We start from the raw sequence: 21,957 nt of genomic DNA on the forward strand, positions 1-21,957 counted from the left end.
CGCAAAATCTCCATCCATGCATGAAAATAACTTCTCTGACTAACAGAAAAAGGGAAAGCACTATCGCTTTCCCTTTTTCGCTTTCTTCAATTCTTATACGCACAATACGGACGCAGTTTGACGCCGATAAGGCTGCCAAGGAAGGCGAATACGAACCAAATCCAGCCGTGGACGCTGAAGGAGGCGATGCCGCTGAAGTACGCGCCGATGTTGCAGCCAAAGGCAAGGCGGGCGCCGTACCCCATCATCAGGCCGCCGATGAGGGCGCCGATCGTCATGCGCGACGGGCGTCTCCACTGGATCGGTTTAGCGTAGCGGCCGGCAAACGCTGCCGCCAGCAAGGCTCCGAACATTAAGCTGATGTCCATGACCGTTGTCGTATCTTGATACAATGGGCTTTTCAGCGCATTTAGCTTCGCCGGATCCTGCCAATATGCCCACTCGGTTGGATCAACGCCAAACAACTGCACGAATTTCGCTCCCCAAAGCGCGAAAGCGGAAGTGATGCCCCACGGTTTGCCGTTGACCATTAATACTAGAGCATTCATAACGGCAAGCAAGAGCGCGCCGACAAGAAGCGACCATGGACCTTTATAAATCACTTTCCAGCCGTTTTTATTTTCGATTTTCGTCGAAATCAGTTTGCCGTGGCGGCGTTTTTCGATGACGGTCACGATGTAATAAACGAGCGCCAACAGCGCGAGCTGAAGCAGAAAACCGCCGAACGCGCCAAACTGGTGGATCAGCGAAATCGGCGCCAGATGCGGCGTGTTCATCCAAAAATCAAAATGGGTCGTCGCAATGACCGAACCGGCGATAAACCCGATTAAGGTGACAATGCCGTTCGTATCACCTCCGCCGATATGGTACAGCGTACCCGATGCGCAGCCATCGCCAAGCTGCATGCCAATGCCGAAAATAAACGCGCCGACGATGACGGAAATCCCGACATCATGCACATTGCCCGCCACGGCATGGCCGAAGATGGTTCCTTTCAACAATAGCGGCAAGAAGAAAATGCTTGCCACTAGCATCAGGATCATTTGCGCGCGAATGCCTTCGCCTTGGCGGTATAAAATAAATTTGCGCCATGCAGACGTAAAGCCAAAGTGCGCTTGGTACAAGACAAACCCCCCGAACGCTCCTAACACGTAAAGGAGCGCTTGCTGCCAGGAAACACGGCTATATAAAAACAACGCGCCTCCGATTAACACGATGGATGCAATGGCGATGATCCACGACGTTGGATTTTTCGGAGCGTTTGCTGCTTGCTTGACACTGACGTCCGTTTGTTTTTTCACCGCAATATCCAAGTTGTCTTCCCCCTTTACTAAAATTAAGCACATTATATAATACTATAAATCTGATTGATTTTCTATGTTTTTGCTTCACCGTTTAATGTTAAGTTATACCAGCCGCATGGAGCTGGCATTTTTGAACCCCCCTATGTTATATTTTTTTGTACCAATATTGTAAAAACAGGGTGAGAATTATGTGGAAAGAATTTAAAGAATTTGCCATGCGCGGAAATGTCGTCGACTTGGCTGTCGGGGTCATTATCGGCGGAGCATTCGGCAAAATCGTTTCTTCACTCGTCAATGACATCCTGATGCCGCTGATCGGCTTATTGCTTGGCGGCATTGATTTTAGCGGGCTGTCATGGAAATTCGGCAAGGCCGTCGTGAAATACGGCATGTTTATCCAAACGGTCGTTGATTTTTTCATTATCTCCTTTTCGGTCTTCGTTTTCGTCAAAGTGTTGAATAAGCTGTACCGGCTCAATAAAAAGGAAGAAGAAGTCAAAGATACAGCGCCGACTTTAACGAAGGAAGAAGAGCTGTTGATGGAAATCCGCGATTTGTTGAAACAACAGCGGGAAATGCAATAGGCGAATAAAACGAAAGAGCCTGCCCGAGATGAATGGACAGGCTCTTTTTTATCTTCATAGCAGCACATACGCTATCGGCGTGGTGATGATAAGCGTCAAAATCGTCCGCTCGGCCCAAATGACTAATAGCTTTGGAATGCTGATCGGGATTTCCGTTGCCAAAATGCAAGGAATAACAGCGGAAAAGAACAAAATGGCGGAAATCGAAACGACCGCGATGATGAATTTAGTGACAAGAGGTGCTTCCGTTACAAGCAAGGCAGGCAAAAACATTTCCGCAATCTCGATCGCTGATGCTTTGGCAGCAAGCAATGGCTCCGGAATTTGCAGTAGCAGGGTAAACGGATAGAAAAGATAGCCAAACCAGTCAAACAGAGGCGTATATTCGGCAAGAAGCAGCCCAATCAGCCCGACCGACATAATCGACGGCAAAATGCTCATCGTCATGATAAAACCATCTCTTAAGTTTTCCCATACATTCTCCCAAAGCCCTTTCGAGTGCTGCACCGCTTTCATCGCTTCCGCCCATGCTTCTTTCATGTAGTTTCCCGTAACTTTTTCCTCAGGGTCACCTTTGCCATCATAATAATCATCGCTCATTTTGCTTAGCGGCCATAACCGGACGGTAATAGCCGTAACCACAAAAGTTACAAAAAACGTCACCCAAAAATACGTATTCCAGATGTTCATCAGCCCCAATGTTTTCGCCACAACGACCATGAACGTCACCGATACGGTCGAAAAACCCGTGGCAATTATGGCCGCTTCTTTAATCGTGTATTTTCCTTCTCTAAATACTTTGTTGGTAATGAGCAGCCCAATCGAATAACTTCCGACGAACGACGCGACAGCATCAACCGCCGAGCGTCCCGGCGTTTTCCAAATTGGCCGCATCACCGGCTGCATCCACACTCCGACAAATTCCAAAAGCCCGTATCCGACTAAAAGGGCGAGGAAAACGGAACCGATCGGCACTAACAGACCAACGGAGATGACGAGTTTATCGTACAAAAACGGTCCCATGTCCGGTTTGAACAGCCACGACGGCCCGGTTTTAAACATTAACATTACCGCTACCATTAGTCCTAATAGTTTTAACAAGGAAAAAACGATCGCAACCACATCTTTGTTCCACGTTTTAGTGTAAAACGGATATACAGCGCCTAAAGCAATCACGATGAGCGCGTAATACGGTACAAGCGCCGGAAACTGCATACGTATCCATGAGACGATATGGTCGAGCATAATCGAGGACGTCTTCCCGATTTGCACGGGAACGAAAAACATGAAAATGCCAATCGCGCTGTAAACAAAAAACTTCCAAGCCTGACCAGTGGAAGTTTGTACCGGCAGCGAAGACTGTTTGCTTGTATTTACTTTCATTTTCCCCACCACCTCGCTTTCATTTGTTTAAAAATTCAGTTTTTTATGGTTAAAAAGCACGCGCGCCAACACGTGCTTTTGATTGCCAACGCCTAGTAGCAAAGCCTCCCGCTTTTCACCACCACCCGTCCGTTTTTAATCACCGTATCAGTATGGTTCATGCCGTAATGGTAGATGAGCTGCATATAATTCGGGACGTCGAAAAGGACCAAATCGGCTTTTTTCTCGGCTTCAATGCTTCCGATTTCGCGGCCGCGGTTGATCGCGTGAGCAGCGTTGATCGTGACGGCTGCCAGCGCTTCGGCAGGGGTCATGCCCATCTGCAGGCAGCCGAGGTTCATGATCAGCGGGAGCGATACGGTTGGCGAGGAGCCGGGATTGCAGTCGGTGGAAAGCGCGACCGCCGCGCCGGCGTCGATGATCTTGCGGGCGTTGGCGGCCTTGGTCATCAGGAAAAACGCCGTGCCCGGCAGCAACACCGCAATTACCCCTTTTTCTGCCATGCGGCGAATGCCTTCGTCCGAAGCGCGCAGGAGATGGTCGGCGGAAACCGCCCCGACTTCCGCGGCCAGTTCCGCACCGCCGTACGGTTCGATTTCATCGGCGTGAATTTTCGGCATCAGCCCGTACGCCTTTCCCGCTTCCAAAATGGTTCTTGCTTGTTCCGGAGTGAACACGCCTCGTTCGCAAAAGACGTCATTGAATTCGGCAAGTCCGAGCTCGCTCACTTTTGGAATCATCTCTTCGACGATGACACGGACAAAACCGTCGGGATTGTCTTTCCACTCGGCGGGCACGGCATGCGCTCCCATAAACGTGCGCACGACATCGACGGGATGGTTTTCATCGAGCTTTTTCGCCACCGTCAGCTGTTTGACTTCGTGTTCAAGACTCAAACCATAGCCGCTTTTCGCCTCCACCGTCGTGACGCCGTGAAGCAAAAACTGATCGAGCCGCCGCTTGCTTTCTTCGTACAATCTTTCTTCTGATGCTTCCCGCGTCGCTTTGGTTGTCGCGTGAATGCCGCCGCCGGCGTTCATAATTTCCATGTACGTCGCCCCGCTAAGACGCATCGCGAATTCGCTTTCGCGGCTTCCCGCGTATACGAAATGCGTGTGCGGATCAACAAGCCCCGGCGTCACTGTTTTCCCTGTCGCATCGATGATCTCCGCTTCCGCGATCCGCTCTTGAAATCGTCGCGAAAGCTCCTCATCCGTTCCGACAGCGGCAATTTTTCCGCCTTCTACCCAGACGCTGCCGTTTTCAATGATAGAAAGTTCGTTCATTTTCTCCTTCACGAGCGGGGCCGTGGAGCTGCCGGCCAACGTCACGAGCTGGTTGGCGTTGCGGATAAACAACGGGCGCATGCACCTTCCTCCTTTCGTTTATTTCAGCATCGGCATATGGATGCCTTTTTCCTTCGCCGTTTGGATGGCGAGTTCATAGCCGGCATCGGCATGGCGGACAACGCCAAGGCCCGGGTCGGTCGTTAGGACGCGTTCGAGCCGTTTTTCCGCTTCTTTCGTGCCATCGGCGACAATGACCATTCCCGCATGAATCGAATAGCCCATGCCAACGCCGCCGCCATGGTGCACCGATACCCAGCTTGCACCGCCGACCGCGTTAAGAAGCGCGTTTAAAATCGGCCAGTCGGCGATCGCGTCGCTGCCGTCTTTCATTCCTTCCGTTTCGCGGTTTGGCGAGGCGACGGAACCGGAATCCAAATGATCGCGGCCGATGACGATCGGTGCTTTCAGCTCGCCTTTCGCCACCATGTCGTTAATGATTTTGCCAAATTTCGCCCGTTCGCCGTAGCCGAGCCAGCAGATGCGCGCCGGCAGCCCTTGAAACTGGATTTTCTCCCGCGCCATGCGGATCCAGTTGCACAAATGTTGGTTGTCGCTGAATTCGCGCAAAATGACTTCATCGGTTTTGTAAATGTCTTCCGGATCCCCTGACAGCGCCACCCAGCGGAACGGCCCTTTCCCTTCGCAAAAGAGCGGACGGATGTAGGCAGGCACAAAGCCCGGGAACGAAAATGCATCCTCTACCCCTTCATCTTTGGCCACTTGACGGATATTGTTGCCGTAATCGAATGTCACCGCGCCTTGTTTCTGCATGGCGAGCATCGCTTTGACATGTTCGGCGATCGATTGTCTGGCGCGGCGGATATACTGCTTCGGATCGCGCCGGCGCAGCTCAGCCGCTTCCTCGAGCGTCACGCCCGCCGGAATGTAGCCGTTAAGCGGATCGTGGGCGGACGTCTGGTCTGTCAACACGTCCGGAATAAAGCCGATTTCGATCATTTTCGGCAGCACTTCCGCCGCGTTGCCAAGCAGGCCGATCGATAGCGCCTTTCCTTCTTCCTTCGCCTTTTTTGCCATCTGGATCGCCGCATCGAGGCTGTCGGTCATCGTGTCTAAATATTTCGTGTCAATGCGGCGCTGGATGCGGGCTCGGTCCACTTCGACGGCAATGCAGACACCGCCGTTTAACGTGACGGCGAGCGGCTGCGCCCCACCCATGCCGCCAAGACCTGCCGTGACGGTAATCTTGCCTTTTAGCGTGCCGCCATAGTGCTGGCGCGCCGCCTCGGCAAACGTTTCGTACGTGCCTTGCACGATGCCTTGGCTGCCGATATAAATCCAGCTTCCTGCCGTCATTTGCCCGTACATGATCAATCCTTTTTTATCGAGCTCATGGAAATGGTCCCACGTCGCCCAAGCAGGCACAAGGTTCGAGTTGGCAATTAACACCCTTGGCGCATCGGCGTGCGTTTTAAACACCGCGACTGGCTTTCCTGACTGAATGAGCAGCGTTTCATCGTTTTCTAAGTTTAATAGCGTTTCGACAATCGCCTCGTAGCACTCCCAGTTGCGCGCCGCTTTGCCGATGCCGCCGTAGACGACCAAATCTTCCGGGCGTTCGGCCACCTCTGGATTTAGGTTGTTGTTTAGCATTCGCAGCGCGGCCTCTTGAATCCAGCCTTTCGCATGCAAAGTCGAGCCGGTGTATGCTTGCACCGGCCGGCGTTTCGTTGCCATCGCGATCCCCTCCGTTTTTTCCTTTTTTAAGCAAGAAAACTGGCAGCTTGCCATCAGAATGACTATAGTCCGACTTAGCCATTCTTCTTTTTATTTATCAAGAATTATAAAATGAAACCGGTTGCAAATATATGCCTCCCGTTTTTAAAATCGTATATAAATTTTTGAATTTTATGCCCAATAGTGAAGCGAAATGGCCATCTTGCATCATTTTCTTTAGATTTTTGTTATTTTTTTCGATTTATAAAAAAGAACCGCTCGTCATTGCGGTTCTTTGCGCTGTTCATCGCGGTATTCGGTTGGCGTCCTCTTCATTTCTTCTTTGAACACACGGGTAAAATAGTGCGAGGTGCGAAAGCCGGTTTGATGGGCAATCTCTTTTATGGACAGCTCCGTCTGGGCAAGCAGGCGCTTTGCCTCTTTTATTCTTGTTTGCGTCAGCAGCTTGCGAAACGAAATTCCTCGTTTTTTCATTAACAAATGACTGTAATACGCCGGGCTTCTTCCGACAGCCGCGGCCACTTTCTCCAGCGTTAAATCGGGATTACGAAAATGTTCTTCTATATAGCGGATTCCTTTTTCGATGACATCGGTACGCGCCTGCTCTTCCGCCTGTTTCGCGCGATCGAGCAGCCTATAGAGAAAAAGAAGCATTTCCTGCACAATGCGGTATAAGACGCGGTTGTATAAAATTTCATGAAAAATACGCATATAGCCGCGTTCCGTTTCACCGCGGTCAAGTTGATACGTTTTCATAAAGCGGCGGATTTGTGCCAATATGCTCGTCAGCCTTGTCCGCACCATTTCCGGGTTAGGAAACGGCGTCGGCATACGCAAAAATTCGCGGTGCATCCATGTTTTGATGGCCTGTTTGTCAAATCGATGCAGCATGTCAACCCATTGCCGCTGCTCTTCCGGCGTTAGAAACGGGTCGAGTTCCTTCCAGTGTTCATATTCAGGAGCGGGGACAATCACCTGACGGTACCCGATAAAAAACGTCGTTTCCAATAAGCGGCGCGCCATTTGATATTGAGTACGCACCGTTTTACCGCCATCAGGCGGCAGCATGACGACTGCCAGCGGCTCTGTGTGCTCCGCCTCCCAGTCGCGCAGCAGTTTCCATGCCACTTCTTTCATATCGCCCGATACATCGGAAAGCAAACAGACGACCATATTCGACAGCGGCAGCACGCGAGATGGATAACGAAACGGGTATTGCGTTAAAAAGGAAACAATGTCCCGCCATTTATTTGGATCTTCTGTTTGCAGGAGCAACAGCGCCACATCTGCCGCTTCCACCTCTTCGGAAAAGAGCGAACGGTACGAATAGCGTTCCGCGTCGTTGGAATGGAGCGGATGAAGGCGTTCTTGACGGACGAAGGAAGACGCCGCTTTTTGAAGGCACTGCTTCAGCTTGGCTGGCTCGAGCGGTTTGACGAGCAAATCGGCGCATTGCCATTCAATCGCCTGTTTCGCTCGGGCAAACGTTGCCTCGGCCGTAACGGCAATCACTTTTTGGCAAAACAGCCGCACGTATTTTGTCATTTTCCCCCAATCGTCATGGGAAACCATGTCCAATTCGATATATAGCAGCTCCGGTGTTTCCTTTTCTAATATCCTCATTGTCTGCTCGACGGTATTGGCGGTGTAAACGCGATGAATGGGCAGCGAATAGGCGGAAACAAGCCAGCGGATTGCCACGCTCTCGTTTTCATCCCGCTCCGCAATCAATAGTTTCATCGGCTTCACCGACCTGTCGCCGCCCGCTGGCGGCGGTGGAAATGAACGAGCGCTTCCATGCAGAAGGCGGCCGCTAACGCAATCGTTTTTCGATTTTCATCGACCAACGGATTCACTTCACAAATATCGAAACTGATCGTTTGCGGCTTGGAAATAATATAACGAAGCAAGGCGCGGACGATTTTTGGATCAAGACCGAACGGCGAAGGCGCGCTCACTCCCGGCGCCGCGCTTGCACTTAACACATCCATGCAAAGCGTCAGCACCAACACATCATAGTTTTTGCTAAAATCATCAATGAACTCATACGCGCATTCTAATTCTTCCAACGTCAATTCTTCCTCGAGCATGTACGTGCATCCGTATCGCTTCGCGGTTTCAAATAACGCCGCTGTGTTGCCTAGCGTCTGAATGCCGAGGCAACAGTATCCCGCGTTTCCATCTTCATCTAATATTTGCCGAAACATTGTTCCCGATGACGGTCCTTGTCTATATGGGCGCATGTCAAAATGAGCGTCGATGTTGATAATGCCAAGCTTCGTTTCCGGGCCGACCGCCTGCCGAACGCCGAGATAATGCCCGTACGCGGTCTCATGTCCGCCGCCGATGACAACCGGCGTGACGCGATGGCGGATAAGCCGCTCTACCGCCTGGCCCAAATGTTTCTGGCAGTTTTCCAACTCTCCCTCTTCACAAACAATTTCGCCCGCATCGTAAAGTGTTGCGTCAGACGGCAGGTGCCACGGCAAGTTTGCCAGCGCTTTTTTCACTTCCACCGGCGCGTGATACGCCCCTTGCCGTCCTTGGTTGCGGCGGACCCCTTCATCGCATTGGAAGCCCAATAAAGCAAAAGCGTTTTCTGCCTGCGCCTGTATTTGCCCCATATCCAGCAGACGAATCTTTTGATGAACGCGAAAACTTTTTTCCTCGCTTTCGCTGTCGATCCGACCCGTCCATCTCTCCTTGTCCGGCTGTTTATACATAAAACGAGAACCTCCCTACTTTATGCTTTGCACAACACCAGCGTCCTCCATTAGTCATCGCGTTGATTTATATCAGGATCTGGTCCTTGTCCCCATCACGTGAAAGCTGTCCCTTCTTCCTCTTTCTCTCTCCCTTCCTTTATTTCCTTCTTGTTTTGCCGCCTATTTTAACTTATGCATAGCGACCCGATCCCATAAAAGCAACTAAATTATTAGAAAAAGGAAAACGAAGAGGGAAAAAAGGAAATCTTCTCATTTTCGCGAATAGGGTAATATGGATCTTACCATTGTGAACCTCCCCGACCAAATCAAAGATTCTAGTCGGGGCATCCATTGTCTTAAATACAGCTGTACTCACGCTAATGGAACACCTTCCGTGTGAAACGCCTGATGTAAGCTAATCAATGAAGACAATGTATGCCGGGTTCTAGCTGCAATAGAAGGAACTTTTGCCTCCCATTGCAACCTTTTCTTTTCAGAAAAGGATTTCTCTTAAGAAATATCGGGCTCCAATATTGTAAGAGGCATTTAGATCCGCGTGATACATCTTGCCGGTTGGGAAAACGGCAAGGTCTTTTTTTCCGTTTCGGACGACTTTTCCGGAACCATCAAACTCGTTTTCCCAATTTTCGAGGTTGGAATAATAACTTTTTACATCTCCGAACGCTTTGGCAAGCGCCGTTCTTCGAAAATAGGAAGGAAATTTATAAAAACGGTCCGTAAAAGGATATTTCGGGAAAGGGTTGGTTTTGGTTCGATGGATGAGCTTTTCGACTGCCGGGATCACTTGTTTGGTGTTGAAATGTTTCAGATGATCAAACTCTTTTTGGATCACATCGGCAATAAACGCCAACGCCTCCCGATAGATGGCTATCGTTGGTTCGAACGTTTTTGCCCCGTGAGAAATAATTTTATTTCTAATCGTTTTGGTTTTTTCCAAGCTAACTTTCCCCATCGAACGAACCTCGACCACGGACATTTGTTCTGTGCAATCATTATAAAATATTTCCTATTTCGTTAAAAAGAGGTCAATCTTAAAAAATTTACTTTTTTTAAAAAAGAATTTCTACTAAAATGTTTTTAAAAAACATCCCTCGACGAACCCTTCCTAAATGCTTTGCACTATAGAAGGGGAATGCGTCGAGGGTTTCGGTTCAAAGAAAGGGGGTGTGGCTATGGCAAAAACCGTCAACTTGCATGAAGTCATTGCGGGAAAAAGCGCACCGCCAGCCTGTGATACGTCGCTTGGCGTTCAATTAGTGGAAACTGGCGAAGGATATGCGAAAGGAAAATGGACGATTGGGGAGCATTTGCTAAACGGCAACGGCGTCATTATGGGGGGATTTGTCAGTGCGGCAGCCGATATTATGATGGCGTATGCGATTACGACGTTGCTTCATGAGGACCAAACATTTGCCTCGATCAATCTACATACGACGTTCCATCGCCCGACTGTTGTCGGCGAAGTGGAAGTCGAAGCGAAAGTGGAAAAATTCGGACGCACCGTTTCCTATCTGACCGCCGTCTTAACGCAAAACGGCAAAGAAGTGGCAAGCTCCGTCTCCTCGGTGATGATCATGCCAAAACGGTAAAAAAAGCAGGATGACCTCCTGCTTTTTGTTTGCGAATGGATGCATTATTTTTGCCCAAACGTCTTCGGCATCACGACCGCCACGACTTCTCCGCGCGCGCAAAGTTCTCCGCCGGCGAATACTTCCGTATCTACTTTCCACTTTTTCGGATGGATTTCTTCGACCGTGCCGATTGCTTTTAACGGAACTCCGTGCGGCGTCGGCTTGACAAACTCCACCTTCAGCGAAGCGGTGACAAAACGCGGCGGAGCCTCGCCGTCACCAGGTTCATGACCGTTTTTGCGATGCAGCGCCAGCGCGGCCGAACCCGTTCCGTGGCAGTCGATCAGCGAGGCGATCAATCCGCCATACACGAAGCCGGGAATGGCGATATGCTCAGGACGCGGCGTATAAATCGTGACCGTTTTCTCCCCTTGCCACCCAGTGCGGAAATGGTGGCCGTGCTCGTTCATCCGCCCGCATCCGTAGCACCAGGCAAATTCCTCTGGGTATTCGTCTTGAATCGCATGTTTTACTTGTTCTTCCATGGTTTCTCCCACCCCTTTCCTTTTTAGTATATCACATGAGCATATCGCTTCCTTTTCCTTTTATTTTCCTTTACAATAGTAATAGTTTTACAGAGAATGGAAGTGATTACAGCAATGAAAGTGCTTGAAACATATATCGTCGCAGGACTGACCGGTTTGCTGTTTTATCATCTCCATTCCCCAATTCCGTGGATGCTCGGGGCCATTACCGGAATGCTTGTTTGGAAAACGGTCATCAAGCGCCAAGTAGCGGCGCCAAAGGCGTTGTCCAATAGCGGATTGATTGTATTAGGCACCTACTTTGGACTATCGTTTACAAAAGAGACGCTGTTAACAATTGCCCCATATATTGTTCCGTTTCTAGCCGTCGCTGTATTGTTGATTGTGATCAATATTATGAACAGCATTGCAGTGACAAAATGGACACATATTGATAAAGTGACAAGCGTGTTTGCATCGGTTCCGGGCGGGTTGTCGGAAATGGTGGCTGCCAGTGAATCGTTAAACGCCAATACTGCTTTAGTGACGATTTTTCAAACGATTCGTTTGTTAACGGTCGTTTTTCTTGTGCCAACGGTCGTTGTCCATTGGTTGAGCGGAGATGCGTCGTCAGGGAGCACAACCGCTCAGGCGGCAGCTGCTTCTTTCGATGGTCATTACGCTTGGTTTTTGTTAAGCATTTTCGGTGCTCTTCTTTTACGAAACATCATTCCGGCGGCATACGTCGTTGGACCGCTTGCCGTAACGGCAGTGATGCATGTGGCCGGGGTGAACTTACCGTCACTGCCTGCATGGTTGATTATTTTGGCGCAAATTAGCGTCGGAATGAACATGGGGGACCGCATTACGTTAGAAGATATTAAGCTTGGCGGAAAATTTAGCTGGGTGTATTTCTTGCTTGCGCTGGTATTAATTGCTCTATCGTTCGGATGTGGCTATGTATTTGCGAAATTAACGGATCTTCCGCTGTCGACTGCGCTGCTGAGCCTCGCCCCAGGCGGACTTGTGGAAATGGTATTAACGGCGCAAACGGTCGGAGGGGATCCCGCAATTGTCAGCTCCTTACAATTTATGCGTCTTCTTCTTGTCATTATCGTCGTACCGAACGTGTTGAAATGGGTATTTCGAAAATTCCCGTATATCGCCGAAACGTCATGAAAAAACCGCTCTGTTCGAAGCTAAAACAGAGCGGTTCATTTTTACTTGGCTGGTTCGTAAAATTCGATCCATTCTCCATCTGGTCCAAGGAAAAACAAATATTTTGCCCCGTTTGGCAGCGTCGTAATTTCTTCCCATACAAGCGAAACTCCGAGGGACTGCAGCCGTTCTTTTTCTTGTTCAATTCCTTCAACGGTAAAGGCGATGTGATGCACTTTTCCTTCCGTCGGCAAATTCGGATTATATCCCTCGATCAATTCGACAATGACCGAGCCATTCAATCCTAAAAACGACAGCTTCATCGAACCGTTTGTATGGGTCATTTCGCTTAGCAATTCCAAACCGACTACCTCTTGATAAAACTTTTTCGATGCTTCGATGTCTTTTACTTGAATGCCGACATGTTCAAATTTTTTTACTGCCATTTTTGTCCTCTCCCTTTCTATCACCTTTTTAAACTTGCGAAAATACGGCCCGCAAATATGGGGTCATATGTACCAATGAAATTCCTTTTGCCGCCAGTTGGCCAAAAATATAGCGGTCAAGCGCATAAGGACCAGCGGCTTTCCATTCTTCCACTTCTGCAAGCGTCAGAAGAAGCGAAAACATCTTCCCTTGCGTGTATCCGTATAGATGGAAAACATTTTGGCTGCAATCAAAATGAATCGCTGCCTGTCGGTCAAACTGCAAAAGCTGTTTTTGGACACAACGGGCGACATGGGAAGCAAACGACGTTGCCGTTAAGTGAGCCGCCATATAGCTGCGAAGCGAATCTTCTTCCCTCACTCGGCATTCCCTACCTCCTTCTTTGTTTTGTACATAAAAACCCCTTTCGCTATGAATGATGCGAAAGGGGTCAGCCGCTCTTATCATCCAAAGCGAAACCGCTTTGCGGGTAGGAGCACCTTGCAAAACGCAGGTTGCTGTGGAGTCATCGAGCCCGGTCTCTCATCCACTCTTGATAAGACTGTATGTAATTTGCCTCTATCTTACCACGGTATCTGAATGATGACAATCATTTTTTGTTTTTTTACAAGGGAAAGAAGGAGAGCAAAGGAATCTCCTTCTTTCCGATTTATTATTGCGCCACTTCCGGCTTTTCCGAAGTGACACCGACGTCTTTCCATTTCCAAATGAATGGGTCGATATCAGCCGAATAGTTTTTCACGCGGTTGTTGACCGCATAAATAATCGAGCGGTATAGCGTCGGAATTACTGGCACCTCTTCATTCATTAATGCTTGCCATTCGTTGTAAATTTTCTTGCGGTATTCTTTATCAAACGCTTGCTCAGAATGTCCTTTTTCAAGCAATTCATCATTTTTCACATTTACCCAGCGTGAAAAATTAAACATGACATTGCGGCCGTACAAGCCGTACGGATCCACATCGGTTCCTGTTCCCCATGCCGCGGCGAACACATCGACTTTCGGGTCATCGTTCTGAACCATGTCATAGAACGAATTGAATTCCGCCAAACGGCCATCAACCAGCTGCACATTCAAGCCGACGTCTTTCCAGCATTGCATGTAAAACTTCGCCAGCGGCTCGGCGATGTCCCCGCCGCTCATTGCAAGGAAATTAATTACAAATTTTTTACCATTTGGATCTTCGCGGAAGCCGTCGCCGTCGACATCTTTATATCCAGCTTCATCCAGCAATTTTTTCGCTTTTTCTGGGTCATATGTGTATCCTTTCGCATTTTTATCATGGTAGCTTGGGAAGGATGGCGGAATGAGCGTCGTTGCCGGGAAGCGCAAACCGTGATAAAGCCTGTCACCGACTTCCTTGTTATTAATTGCATACGCCATCGCTTGGCGAAGCTTTTTGTTTTGGAATTTCGGATTATCCATCACATTTTCTTGCTTTTCCGCATCCCAACGGCCGAGTTTAAAACCAATGTAGCTATAAGATAAATCAATCTTACCGACAAATTGAATGTTTTTCGTCCCTTTCGCGCTGACATATTGATCTGTCGGGAATTCAGCAACGTCAATTTCTCCTTTTTTAAGCGCCTGCAGCACAACTTGCGGGCTAACTACCTTCAAGATAACACCTTTTAAGTTCGGCTTTCCGGCCCAGTAATCGTCGTTGCGAACAAATTCAACCGATTCGCCCGGAACGATCTTTTTCACTTTAAACGGGCCAAAGCCAATTGGATGTTTGCGGATCTTATCCGATTTCGCCAAATCTTTAATCGGCACATCTTTTAAATAATGTTTCGGAAGCGGATATGCCCAAATGCCTGTTAGTACAGATGGATTGGCATGTTTCCATGTAATGGTTAATGTTTTGTCGTCAATGACTTTAATTCCGGAAATTTTGTCCGCTTTTCCGCTATGGTATTCCTCCATGCCGACGATATCTTGCATGAGCGCGTCTCCGTAGCGGACGCCCGTATAATCTTTATGGCCGATGACTAAGTAAGCATATTCTAAATCTTCCGCTTTGACCGGTTCGCCGTCATGCCATTTGACATTATCTTTAATTTTGATCGTCATCGTTTTTTTGTCGTCAGAAAGCTCGTATGTCGCTGCACCGTCATTCGTAATTTCATAGTCTTCGTTAAAATGAAACAATGGTTCGTCGAAAAATTGCAAAATTTTAAAATCTGGATCACCTTCGTAAAACGCGTAGTTCAACGTTCCTTCAAATGGCGTATCAGACACTAATCCGTAATTCAACACACCATCTACGATTTTCCCGTCATTTTTCACGGTCATCGGGAATTTGCTAATGTCTTCCTTTTGCGTCGTCTTTGTGTCCTTGCCGTCTTTATCGTTGCTTGTAGAGCTGCTGCATGCCGTCAATCCTAATAAAAAGACGGCAAACACTACGAAAAACCTCCAATGCCATGTTTTCCTCATTTTTTCTCCCCCTTTATCCTAATCGTTGTCTTGCATCCGCCGCGCGTTTTAACGCTTGGCCGATAAAATTTATGCACAACATCATTACTAAAATAAGCAATGATGCTGGCAGCCAAACCCACCATTTGTTTTGCAAAACGTCGGGATTCATCGCATAGCTGACAAGCGTTCCCAAACTTGGCGTGCTTTCCGGCAAGCCGAAGCCCAGATAGCTTAGTCCGGACTCAATCCCAATATTTCCGGCAAGGTTTAATGTTAAGTTTACGATAATGATCGAACTTAAGTTAGGTAAAATTTGAAAAACAATAATTTTCCAATCCGGCGTGCCAAGCGTTTTCGATGCACTGACGTAGTCCAATTCCCTCTCCGCCAGCGTTTTCGCCCGAATCAACCGCGCCTTTCCTGTCCATAAAAAGGCGCTCATAATAAGAATAAACGTAAAAATATTATATTTAGGCACAATCGCCACAAATACGATCACTAGCATTAAAAATGGCAACACCAGGATAAAATCGATGATGCGCATAATAATATTATCAATCACTCCACCAAAATATCCGGCGATAAGGCCAACGGTAAGCCCTATCAAACCAGTGATCAGCGTAATCGCCAAACCAATGGTAAATGAGTTTCTCGCACCAATAATAAGCTGCCCGAAAATATCCCTGCCCCCATAATCCGTGCCAAGCCAATGCTCTGCTGACGGTGGAGAGTAAATGGATAATAGGTCCACTTTGACAATTTCATCTTGGTCTAATAATACCGAAGCACCATATACAACAATCAAAATCAAGGAAAGAAGAATGAGAGAACCGAGAGCGAGCTTATCCTTCACCAATTCACGCCACATAATCGAGAGGCTTGAAGGACTTTTTTCATTTTGTCCATGGACCAATTGTGGATCGCCTAGTTCTGCTTTCATCATTATGTCCCCCCATTCCATTACTCAATGCGAATCCGCGGATCAACAGCGCTTAAAATAATGTCGGACAAAAGCGTCCCGATTAACGTAGCAAGACCAGAAATCATCACAAGCGCGGTGACGACGCTGTAATCCCGCTGCAAAATCGACTGCAAAAACAACTGCCCTATTCCCGGATAACTAAAAATGGACTCGAGAAAAATCGATCCGCCAATTAATCCGGTAATCTCATATCCTAAGAAAGCGGCAATTGGCAAAAATGAATTTCGCAAAATATGACGCCAATAAATGCTTGATTCTGGCACTCCTTTTGCACGTGCGGTTTTAACAAAGTCCTTCACCTTTGTATCGATAATTTCACTGCGCAAATATTGAATTGTCCCAACCGTGTTGATCAACGCCCCAGACAGGGCAGGAAGCAAAAGATGGTTCAGCTTGCTTAAATAATAGGCAAACGTGCCCTTTTCGACTTGAATATCGACGCTTCCCCCCGTCGGAAACCATCCTAGCTTGAACCCGAAAATAAACAACATAATTAACGCAAAAATAAACAGCGGGGTGGCAAAGCTGACGTAGCTGTATCCAACGATTAATTTATCCGCCCAAGAGTCGGTCCATCTTCCCGAAACAATTCCTAAAGGAATCGCGATCATGTACGTTAATATTAAGATCGCCGCAGACAGCAAAATCGTATTCCACATTCGCCCGGCCAGCAAATCGTTGACAGGCTGCTTATGAATATAGGATATGCCAAGATCCCCTTGCAGCAAATTTTTCATCCAGCGCGCATATTGAACATGTACCGGATCATTGAGCCCGAGCTTTTCTTTCATTTCCTCGAGCGTTTGCGCATCTATTTTTGGATTGCTCGCCAGCTGTCCTGTCAGTGCATCCCCAGGCATCGCCTTTGCCAGCAAAAATACGAGAACACTTAAAATAAATAGTTGCGGAATCATCATCATGATTCGCCGCAATATAAATTTCAGCATCGTGTCGCCTTCCTCTCTTTACGGAATCGCAACGGAATGCGTCTCAGAGATTTTCTTTAACGGGTACACCCTGCCATCATCATCAAAGTAGCGATGGTACGACTGTTTGTATTCCCTTTCGACTTCTTCGCGAAGATGAAACTGCTGTCTTCTTTGTCGCGGGTCCGCGTTTGGAATTGCCGAAAGGAGGCGCTTGGTATAAATATGCTGCGGATTACGAAAAATTTCTTCACACGTTCCTTCTTCGACAAATCTGCCGCGGTACATAATACCGATGCGGTCACACATATGTCGGATAATGCCCAAGTCATGGCTAATAAATAAATATGTAAGCTGAAACTCTTCTTGAATCTCTTTCATAAAATTCAACACTTGCGCCTGCACCGATACATCCAATGCGGACACTGGCTCATCAGCAATAATGAGCTTTGGATTGAGCGTAAGCGCTCGTGCAATGCCAATCCGTTGCCGCTGTCCTCCGGAAAACTCATGTGGATATTTATAAATCGACTCTGGATTCAATCCTACCCTTTCGATAAAATATTGCACTTTCCGTTTTTCTTCTTGCGGCGACAATTTTTCAAAATTGCGGATCGGTTCAGCAACAATATCGAGCACACGTTTGCGCGGATTGAGCGAAGAATACGGGTCTTGAAAGATCATTTGAATGTCTTTTCTGTACGGGTAAAACTGCCGGCGGCTTAGTTTCGTTAAATCGGTGCCTTCCAATACAATTTCACCTGCTGTTGCTTTTATGAGCCCGATAATCGTACGCCCCGTCGTCGTTTTTCCGCATCCTGACTCTCCGACAAGCCCATACGTTTCTCCTTGCCTGAGCTCAAAGCTGATATCATCTACCGCCTTCACATAATCAACGATGCGGCGGAAAAAACCTCCGCGTACTGGATAATACACTTTTAAATGATTTACTTTAAGAAATGCCATAGCCCACGTCCCCTATATGATCATGTGGAAAGTAGAAATGTTGATAACATGTGCAGCGAACCCAATGTCCCGGTTCGACTTCTCGCAAAATCGGATTCGGTTCATGTTTTGACTCGTCAATCCAGCTGATTCGCGATTGGAATCGACAGCCTGTCCGTGGCATCTTTTGCAAGGAAGGAACGATTCCTTGAATGACGTGAAGTTTTTCTTTACGGGTTTGTGCGGACGGAATCGAATGCAATAACGAGCGTGTATACGGATGGAGCGGATGGTGGAATAGCGTTTCCACATCTGCTAGTTCAACAATTTCCCCAGCGTACATGACAGCTACGCGATCGGCCATTTCCGCAACTACTCCTAAATCATGAGTAATTAAAATAATGCCGGTTTTCATTTGTTGCTGCAGTTCTTTTAACAGTCCCATAATTTGTGCTTGGATCGTCACATCCAAGGCAGTTGTCGGCTCATCTGCAATAATAAGCGACGGTTCGCAAGCGATTGCGATCGCAATCACCACCCGCTGTCTCATTCCTCCTGAAAGCTCATGAGGATAACGATGATATGTTTTTTCCGGATTCGGAATGCCGACACGTTTTAACAATTCTAACGTGCGCTGCCGTTTTTCCATCGAAGATAATTTCATATGATAGTCCATGCTCTCTTCAATTTGTCGTCCTATCGTCATTAATGGATTAAGTGCTGTTAACGGGTCCTGGAAAATCATTCCAATATCTTTGCCGCGAATTTTATTCAACTGTGAAGTAGATAACGATAATAAATTCGTTCCTTTAAATATAATGCTTCCTTCTAATTTTGTCTTTTGTGGCGGATGCAATCCCATAACTGCCAGTGCCAGCGCGCTTTTTCCGCACCCCGACTCTCCAACAATCGCCACCACTTCATCTTCATTCACCGTAAGGGAAACATCATCAACCGCAGCATAATATTGATCTTGAATTCGAAACGAAACACGTAAATGGTCTATTTCTAAAATTGGTTTTCCGGTCAATGCATTCTCCCCTTTGTTTTGTATTCTAAAAATTGTTTCTATATACAATTTTGTGATAATATTTTATTACATATTTTTTACAGATTCAATATTTTTTATTGTTTCTTCTTTTTTGTTTTTTTGATTATTTAGCACATAGTTTTGTTTTATAATTATATAGTTACTTGAGGATTTATTGCAAAATAATGGAATATTTCCGTTCATACGTATGATTCGTTTTTTATCCTTTTTCGCCACTATTTCTATTTTTTCGACAAAAGTAGAATGAAACGTGATAATATAGATTATATGATATAGAAAAAACTATCTCGTTCATGATTGGAGAGTTGCTTTATATGTGGAAAGATCAGACGCAAACTCCTTACATTCCGCTTTATTTTTTTATGCCTGCCGTGCAATTTATTTTCGATCCAGACGGTTATATCGTTGATATAAATGATTTTGCCATATCGGCGCTCGGATACAAACGCGACGAGTTAATTGGCGCGTCCCTTTCGATCATCGTTCATCAAGAAGACCAACTCCGCCTGAAACAACAAGTTCAGCTTATCCTTACACATCCAACAGATACGGCCCATACGCTGGAATTGCGAATGGTGACAAAGTCTGGAGACGTATTATTTATGCAAATGAGAATTGGCAAGAGACAATCTGATCACGGAAATATGCTTTTCCTTGCATCATGCTACAACATGGAGGAGGAAACGTACGCAAAACAGCTGTTAGCGAAACAGAAGCATATTTTAGGGCTGGTCGCCGAATATACACCACTTGAGGAAATTTTGACGGAACTCGTCCAATCGGTGGAAGAAATTCGCCCGTATATCGCCTGTTCGATTTTATTGGCCAATGAAGATGATAACCGGCTTTGCCATGGCGCCGCTCCCAGTTTGCCGCACGCGTATGTGGACGCGATCAACGGGCTCGAAATCGGCCCGTGCGCCGGGTCGTGCGGTACGGCTGCTTATCGAAAAGAGCTTGTCATCGTCAACGATATCGAGCATGACCCGTTATGGGAAAATTATCGACATCTCGCCCTGCCTCACGGTCTGCGCGCCTGCTGGTCGATTCCGATTTTTTCTTCCAATGGAAACGTCTTAGGAACATTTGCCATCTATCATGACCAGCCGTGTGAACCGCAAGACGAAGACATTGATCTCATTTATACGTTTTCTTCATTGGCCGGAATCGCGATCGAGCATGAGAAAATGAAACAGGCGCTGCAAGAAAACAGGCAAATATATGAGTCGTTATTTCATTATAATCCAGACGCCGTTTTCTCCTTGTATCTTGATGGCTCTTTTTTTGCAGCCAATGAAGCGTGTTCCGTCATCTCCGGATATAGCCGCGACACACTGCTGGCAATGAAAATCTACGATTTGATTGTCGAAGAAGATGTGCCAAAAGCGATAAAAGCATTCCGTGATACAGTGAAAGGGCATTCATGCCATATCGAACTTCGCATTCGCCACCAGTCAGGGAGCCGGCGTTATGTCAGCGTCACGTCTATTCCTATTTTCGTCAATAAAAAAATTATCGGCGTTTCTTGCATTGCGAAAGATGTGACAGAACGGACCGAACAAAATGAACAAATTCGGTATATGGCATATTACGACTCGTTGACAGGCCTTCCAAACCGGCGTCGGCTGCAAGAGCTTGTTGGTGATGTGCTTCTCAAAGCGAAAGAAAGGAAAAATCTCGGTGCGATTTTATATATGGATTTAGACGGGTTTAAATATATTAACGATTCGCTCGGGCATCGTACCGGCGATCAAGTGTTGAAAAAAGTAGCAGAGCGATTGCAGGAAAAGGTGAATCAGCGCGGCACCGTCGCTTATATGAGCGGCGACGAATTTATCATTTTATTATCCCCCATCGCTAGAAATGAAGAGGCGGTGCGGACCGCAGAAGAAATATTGGCAGCCTTTACGGAGCCGTTTCGCGTTGGCCCGCGTGAACTATTTCTTACCTGCAGCATCGGCATCGCTTTTTTCCCAGATCAAAACGCTGATGTAGATACGATCATTAGCTATGCGGATATAGCGACAAACGAAGCGAAGCGAAAAGGAAAAAACGGCTACTATATTTACGATGAGTCGCTTTTGCGGCAGCGGCTGCCCAACATCTTTTTGCTTAACGACCTGCATTATGCGGTGAAGCGGAAAATGAAGCAATTGCACGTTGTATATCAGCCGATTGTCGATATACAACAAAAAAAGCTCTCCGCGATGGAAACGCTCATCCGCTGGCGTCATCCAAACAAAGGAATGATTGCGCCAAACAAATTTATTCCGCTCGCTGAGGAAACTGGGCTGATTGTCCCCATCGGCGAATGGACGGTAAGACAGGCATGCAGACAGCACGAACGCTGGCGGAAGCAAGGGCTGCCGCCGATTCGCATTGCGGTAAACGTTTCCGTAAAAGAGTTGCACGATCAACGTTTCGCCGTCCGCATTGAAGAAATTCTGGCAGAAACGAATATGGATCCAGCATGGCTTGAGCTCGAAATTACAGAAAACATTGCTATTTACAACGAAGTGACGATTTTAAATAATTTGCGCCGCCTCAAAGAAATCGGGGTTCGCCTTGCCATCGACGATTTCGGCACCGGATATTCTTCGCTTGCTTATTTAAAACAGCTTGCGATTGATACGGTGAAAATTGATCGTTCGTTTATCGCCGACTGTCCCCACTCCTATTACGGAAGCGTGATTACGAACACGATTATTTCGCTCGCACATCATCTTGGCATGAATGTAGTGGCCGAAGGGGTCGAGCGGACCGAGCAGCTTTCCTATTTGTGCGAGAAAGGCTGCCAAGAAGCGCAGGGGTATTTGTTCCGCCCGCCGGTGCCCGCCGCGGAGGCGACCAATCTGCTTCGCAACGGAATGGTCCATATATGAAAAACGCT

General features: G+C 47.4%; 19 protein-coding genes and 1 riboswitch. Of the genes, 4 read left to right on the plus strand and 15 right to left on the minus strand.

What is annotated here, in order from left to right; genetic code table 11:
* Positions 1-86 precede the first annotated feature (86 nt).
* Positions 87-1,313: a YeeE/YedE family protein gene (locus tag GCA01S_RS12040; RefSeq protein WP_042410280.1), complete on the minus strand. Its 1,227-nt coding sequence runs from the start codon at positions 1,311-1,313 to the stop codon at positions 87-89.
* A 179-nt stretch (positions 1,314-1,492) separates the two neighbouring features.
* On the opposite strand from GCA01S_RS12040, the gene mscL reads away from it, so the two are divergent.
* Positions 1,493-1,888 (plus strand): large conductance mechanosensitive channel protein MscL, encoded by a 396-nt coding sequence (gene mscL, locus GCA01S_RS12045; RefSeq protein ID WP_017436170.1) that lies wholly within the window; start codon positions 1,493-1,495, stop codon positions 1,886-1,888.
* Between the two features lie 54 nt (positions 1,889-1,942).
* Here the strand turns inward: mscL and GCA01S_RS12050 are convergent, their stop codons facing one another.
* From GCA01S_RS12050 to GCA01S_RS12080, 6 genes are all read right to left on the minus strand, one after another.
* Positions 1,943-3,271, minus strand: a complete 1,329-nt coding sequence (locus tag GCA01S_RS12050) for a YjiH family protein (protein ID WP_042410283.1) — start codon at positions 3,269-3,271, stop codon at positions 1,943-1,945.
* 92 nt (positions 3,272-3,363) lie between these two features.
* The gene (gene hutI / locus GCA01S_RS12055; RefSeq protein ID WP_042410285.1) at positions 3,364-4,638 is read right to left on the minus strand and encodes an imidazolonepropionase; all 1,275 of its coding nucleotides are present in this window, start codon (positions 4,636-4,638) and stop codon (positions 3,364-3,366) included.
* A gap of 18 nt (positions 4,639-4,656) precedes the next feature.
* A complete protein-coding gene (hutU, locus tag GCA01S_RS12060; protein ID WP_042410289.1) occupies positions 4,657-6,315 on the minus strand; it encodes a urocanate hydratase in 1,659 nt (552 codons plus the stop codon).
* 261 nt (positions 6,316-6,576) lie between these two features.
* Positions 6,577-8,055, minus strand: coding sequence for a helix-turn-helix domain-containing protein (locus GCA01S_RS12065; RefSeq protein ID WP_042410340.1), 1,479 nt, complete (start codon positions 8,053-8,055; stop codon positions 6,577-6,579).
* A gap of 5 nt (positions 8,056-8,060) precedes the next feature.
* Positions 8,061-9,038 (minus strand): formimidoylglutamase, encoded by a 978-nt coding sequence (hutG, locus tag GCA01S_RS12070; RefSeq protein WP_042410292.1) that lies wholly within the window; start codon positions 9,036-9,038, stop codon positions 8,061-8,063.
* 475 nt (positions 9,039-9,513) lie between these two features.
* Positions 9,514-9,978 (minus strand): hypothetical protein, encoded by a 465-nt coding sequence (locus GCA01S_RS12080; protein WP_042410294.1) that lies wholly within the window; start codon positions 9,976-9,978, stop codon positions 9,514-9,516.
* Between the two features lie 235 nt (positions 9,979-10,213).
* Here GCA01S_RS12080 and GCA01S_RS12085 point away from each other — a divergent pair, with 235 nt between their 5' ends.
* A complete protein-coding gene (locus GCA01S_RS12085; protein ID WP_042410297.1) occupies positions 10,214-10,630 on the plus strand; it encodes a PaaI family thioesterase in 417 nt (138 codons plus the stop codon).
* A gap of 44 nt (positions 10,631-10,674) precedes the next feature.
* Here the strand turns inward: GCA01S_RS12085 and GCA01S_RS12090 are convergent, their stop codons facing one another.
* On the minus strand, positions 10,675-11,157 hold the full coding sequence (locus GCA01S_RS12090; RefSeq protein WP_042410299.1) for a PaaI family thioesterase: 483 nt from the start codon (positions 11,155-11,157) through the stop codon (positions 10,675-10,677).
* 114 nt (positions 11,158-11,271) lie between these two features.
* On the opposite strand from GCA01S_RS12090, the gene GCA01S_RS12095 reads away from it, so the two are divergent.
* A complete protein-coding gene (locus GCA01S_RS12095; protein WP_042410301.1) occupies positions 11,272-12,315 on the plus strand; it encodes an AbrB family transcriptional regulator in 1,044 nt (347 codons plus the stop codon).
* 41 nt (positions 12,316-12,356) lie between these two features.
* Here GCA01S_RS12095 and GCA01S_RS12100 read toward each other — a convergent pair whose 3' ends face one another.
* The 7 genes from GCA01S_RS12100 to GCA01S_RS12130 form a co-directional block, all read right to left on the minus strand.
* Entirely contained in the window at positions 12,357-12,740 is a 384-nt protein-coding gene (locus GCA01S_RS12100) for a VOC family protein (protein ID WP_042410303.1), read from the minus strand.
* A gap of 28 nt (positions 12,741-12,768) precedes the next feature.
* On the minus strand, positions 12,769-13,101 hold the full coding sequence (locus GCA01S_RS12105; RefSeq protein WP_042410306.1) for a hypothetical protein: 333 nt from the start codon (positions 13,099-13,101) through the stop codon (positions 12,769-12,771).
* A 77-nt stretch (positions 13,102-13,178) separates the two neighbouring features.
* Positions 13,179-13,283: riboswitch (SAM riboswitch) on the minus strand.
* Positions 13,284-13,393: 110 nt separating this feature from the next.
* Positions 13,394-15,181: an oligopeptide ABC transporter substrate-binding protein gene (opp4A, locus tag GCA01S_RS12110; protein WP_042410307.1), complete on the minus strand. Its 1,788-nt coding sequence runs from the start codon at positions 15,179-15,181 to the stop codon at positions 13,394-13,396.
* A gap of 13 nt (positions 15,182-15,194) precedes the next feature.
* Entirely contained in the window at positions 15,195-16,103 is a 909-nt protein-coding gene (locus GCA01S_RS12115) for an ABC transporter permease (RefSeq protein ID WP_042410309.1), read from the minus strand.
* 20 nt (positions 16,104-16,123) lie between these two features.
* Positions 16,124-17,092, minus strand: coding sequence for an oligopeptide ABC transporter permease (gene opp4B, locus GCA01S_RS12120; RefSeq protein ID WP_042410312.1), 969 nt, complete (start codon positions 17,090-17,092; stop codon positions 16,124-16,126).
* Between the two features lie 18 nt (positions 17,093-17,110).
* Positions 17,111-18,037, minus strand: coding sequence for an ABC transporter ATP-binding protein (locus GCA01S_RS12125; protein WP_042410315.1), 927 nt, complete (start codon positions 18,035-18,037; stop codon positions 17,111-17,113).
* Entirely contained in the window at positions 18,024-19,046 is a 1,023-nt protein-coding gene (locus GCA01S_RS12130; RefSeq protein ID WP_042410318.1) for an ABC transporter ATP-binding protein, read from the minus strand. Before GCA01S_RS12130 ends, GCA01S_RS12125 begins: the two co-directional genes overlap by 14 nt.
* 335 nt (positions 19,047-19,381) lie before the next feature.
* On the opposite strand from GCA01S_RS12130, the gene GCA01S_RS12135 reads away from it, so the two are divergent.
* Positions 19,382-21,949 (plus strand): EAL domain-containing protein, encoded by a 2,568-nt coding sequence (locus GCA01S_RS12135; protein WP_052510041.1) that lies wholly within the window; start codon positions 19,382-19,384, stop codon positions 21,947-21,949.
* Positions 21,950-21,957: the final 8 nt, after the last annotated feature.

The organism is Parageobacillus caldoxylosilyticus NBRC 107762 (assembly GCF_000632715.1).
Lineage (GTDB): Bacteria > Bacillota > Bacilli > Bacillales > Anoxybacillaceae > Saccharococcus > Saccharococcus caldoxylosilyticus.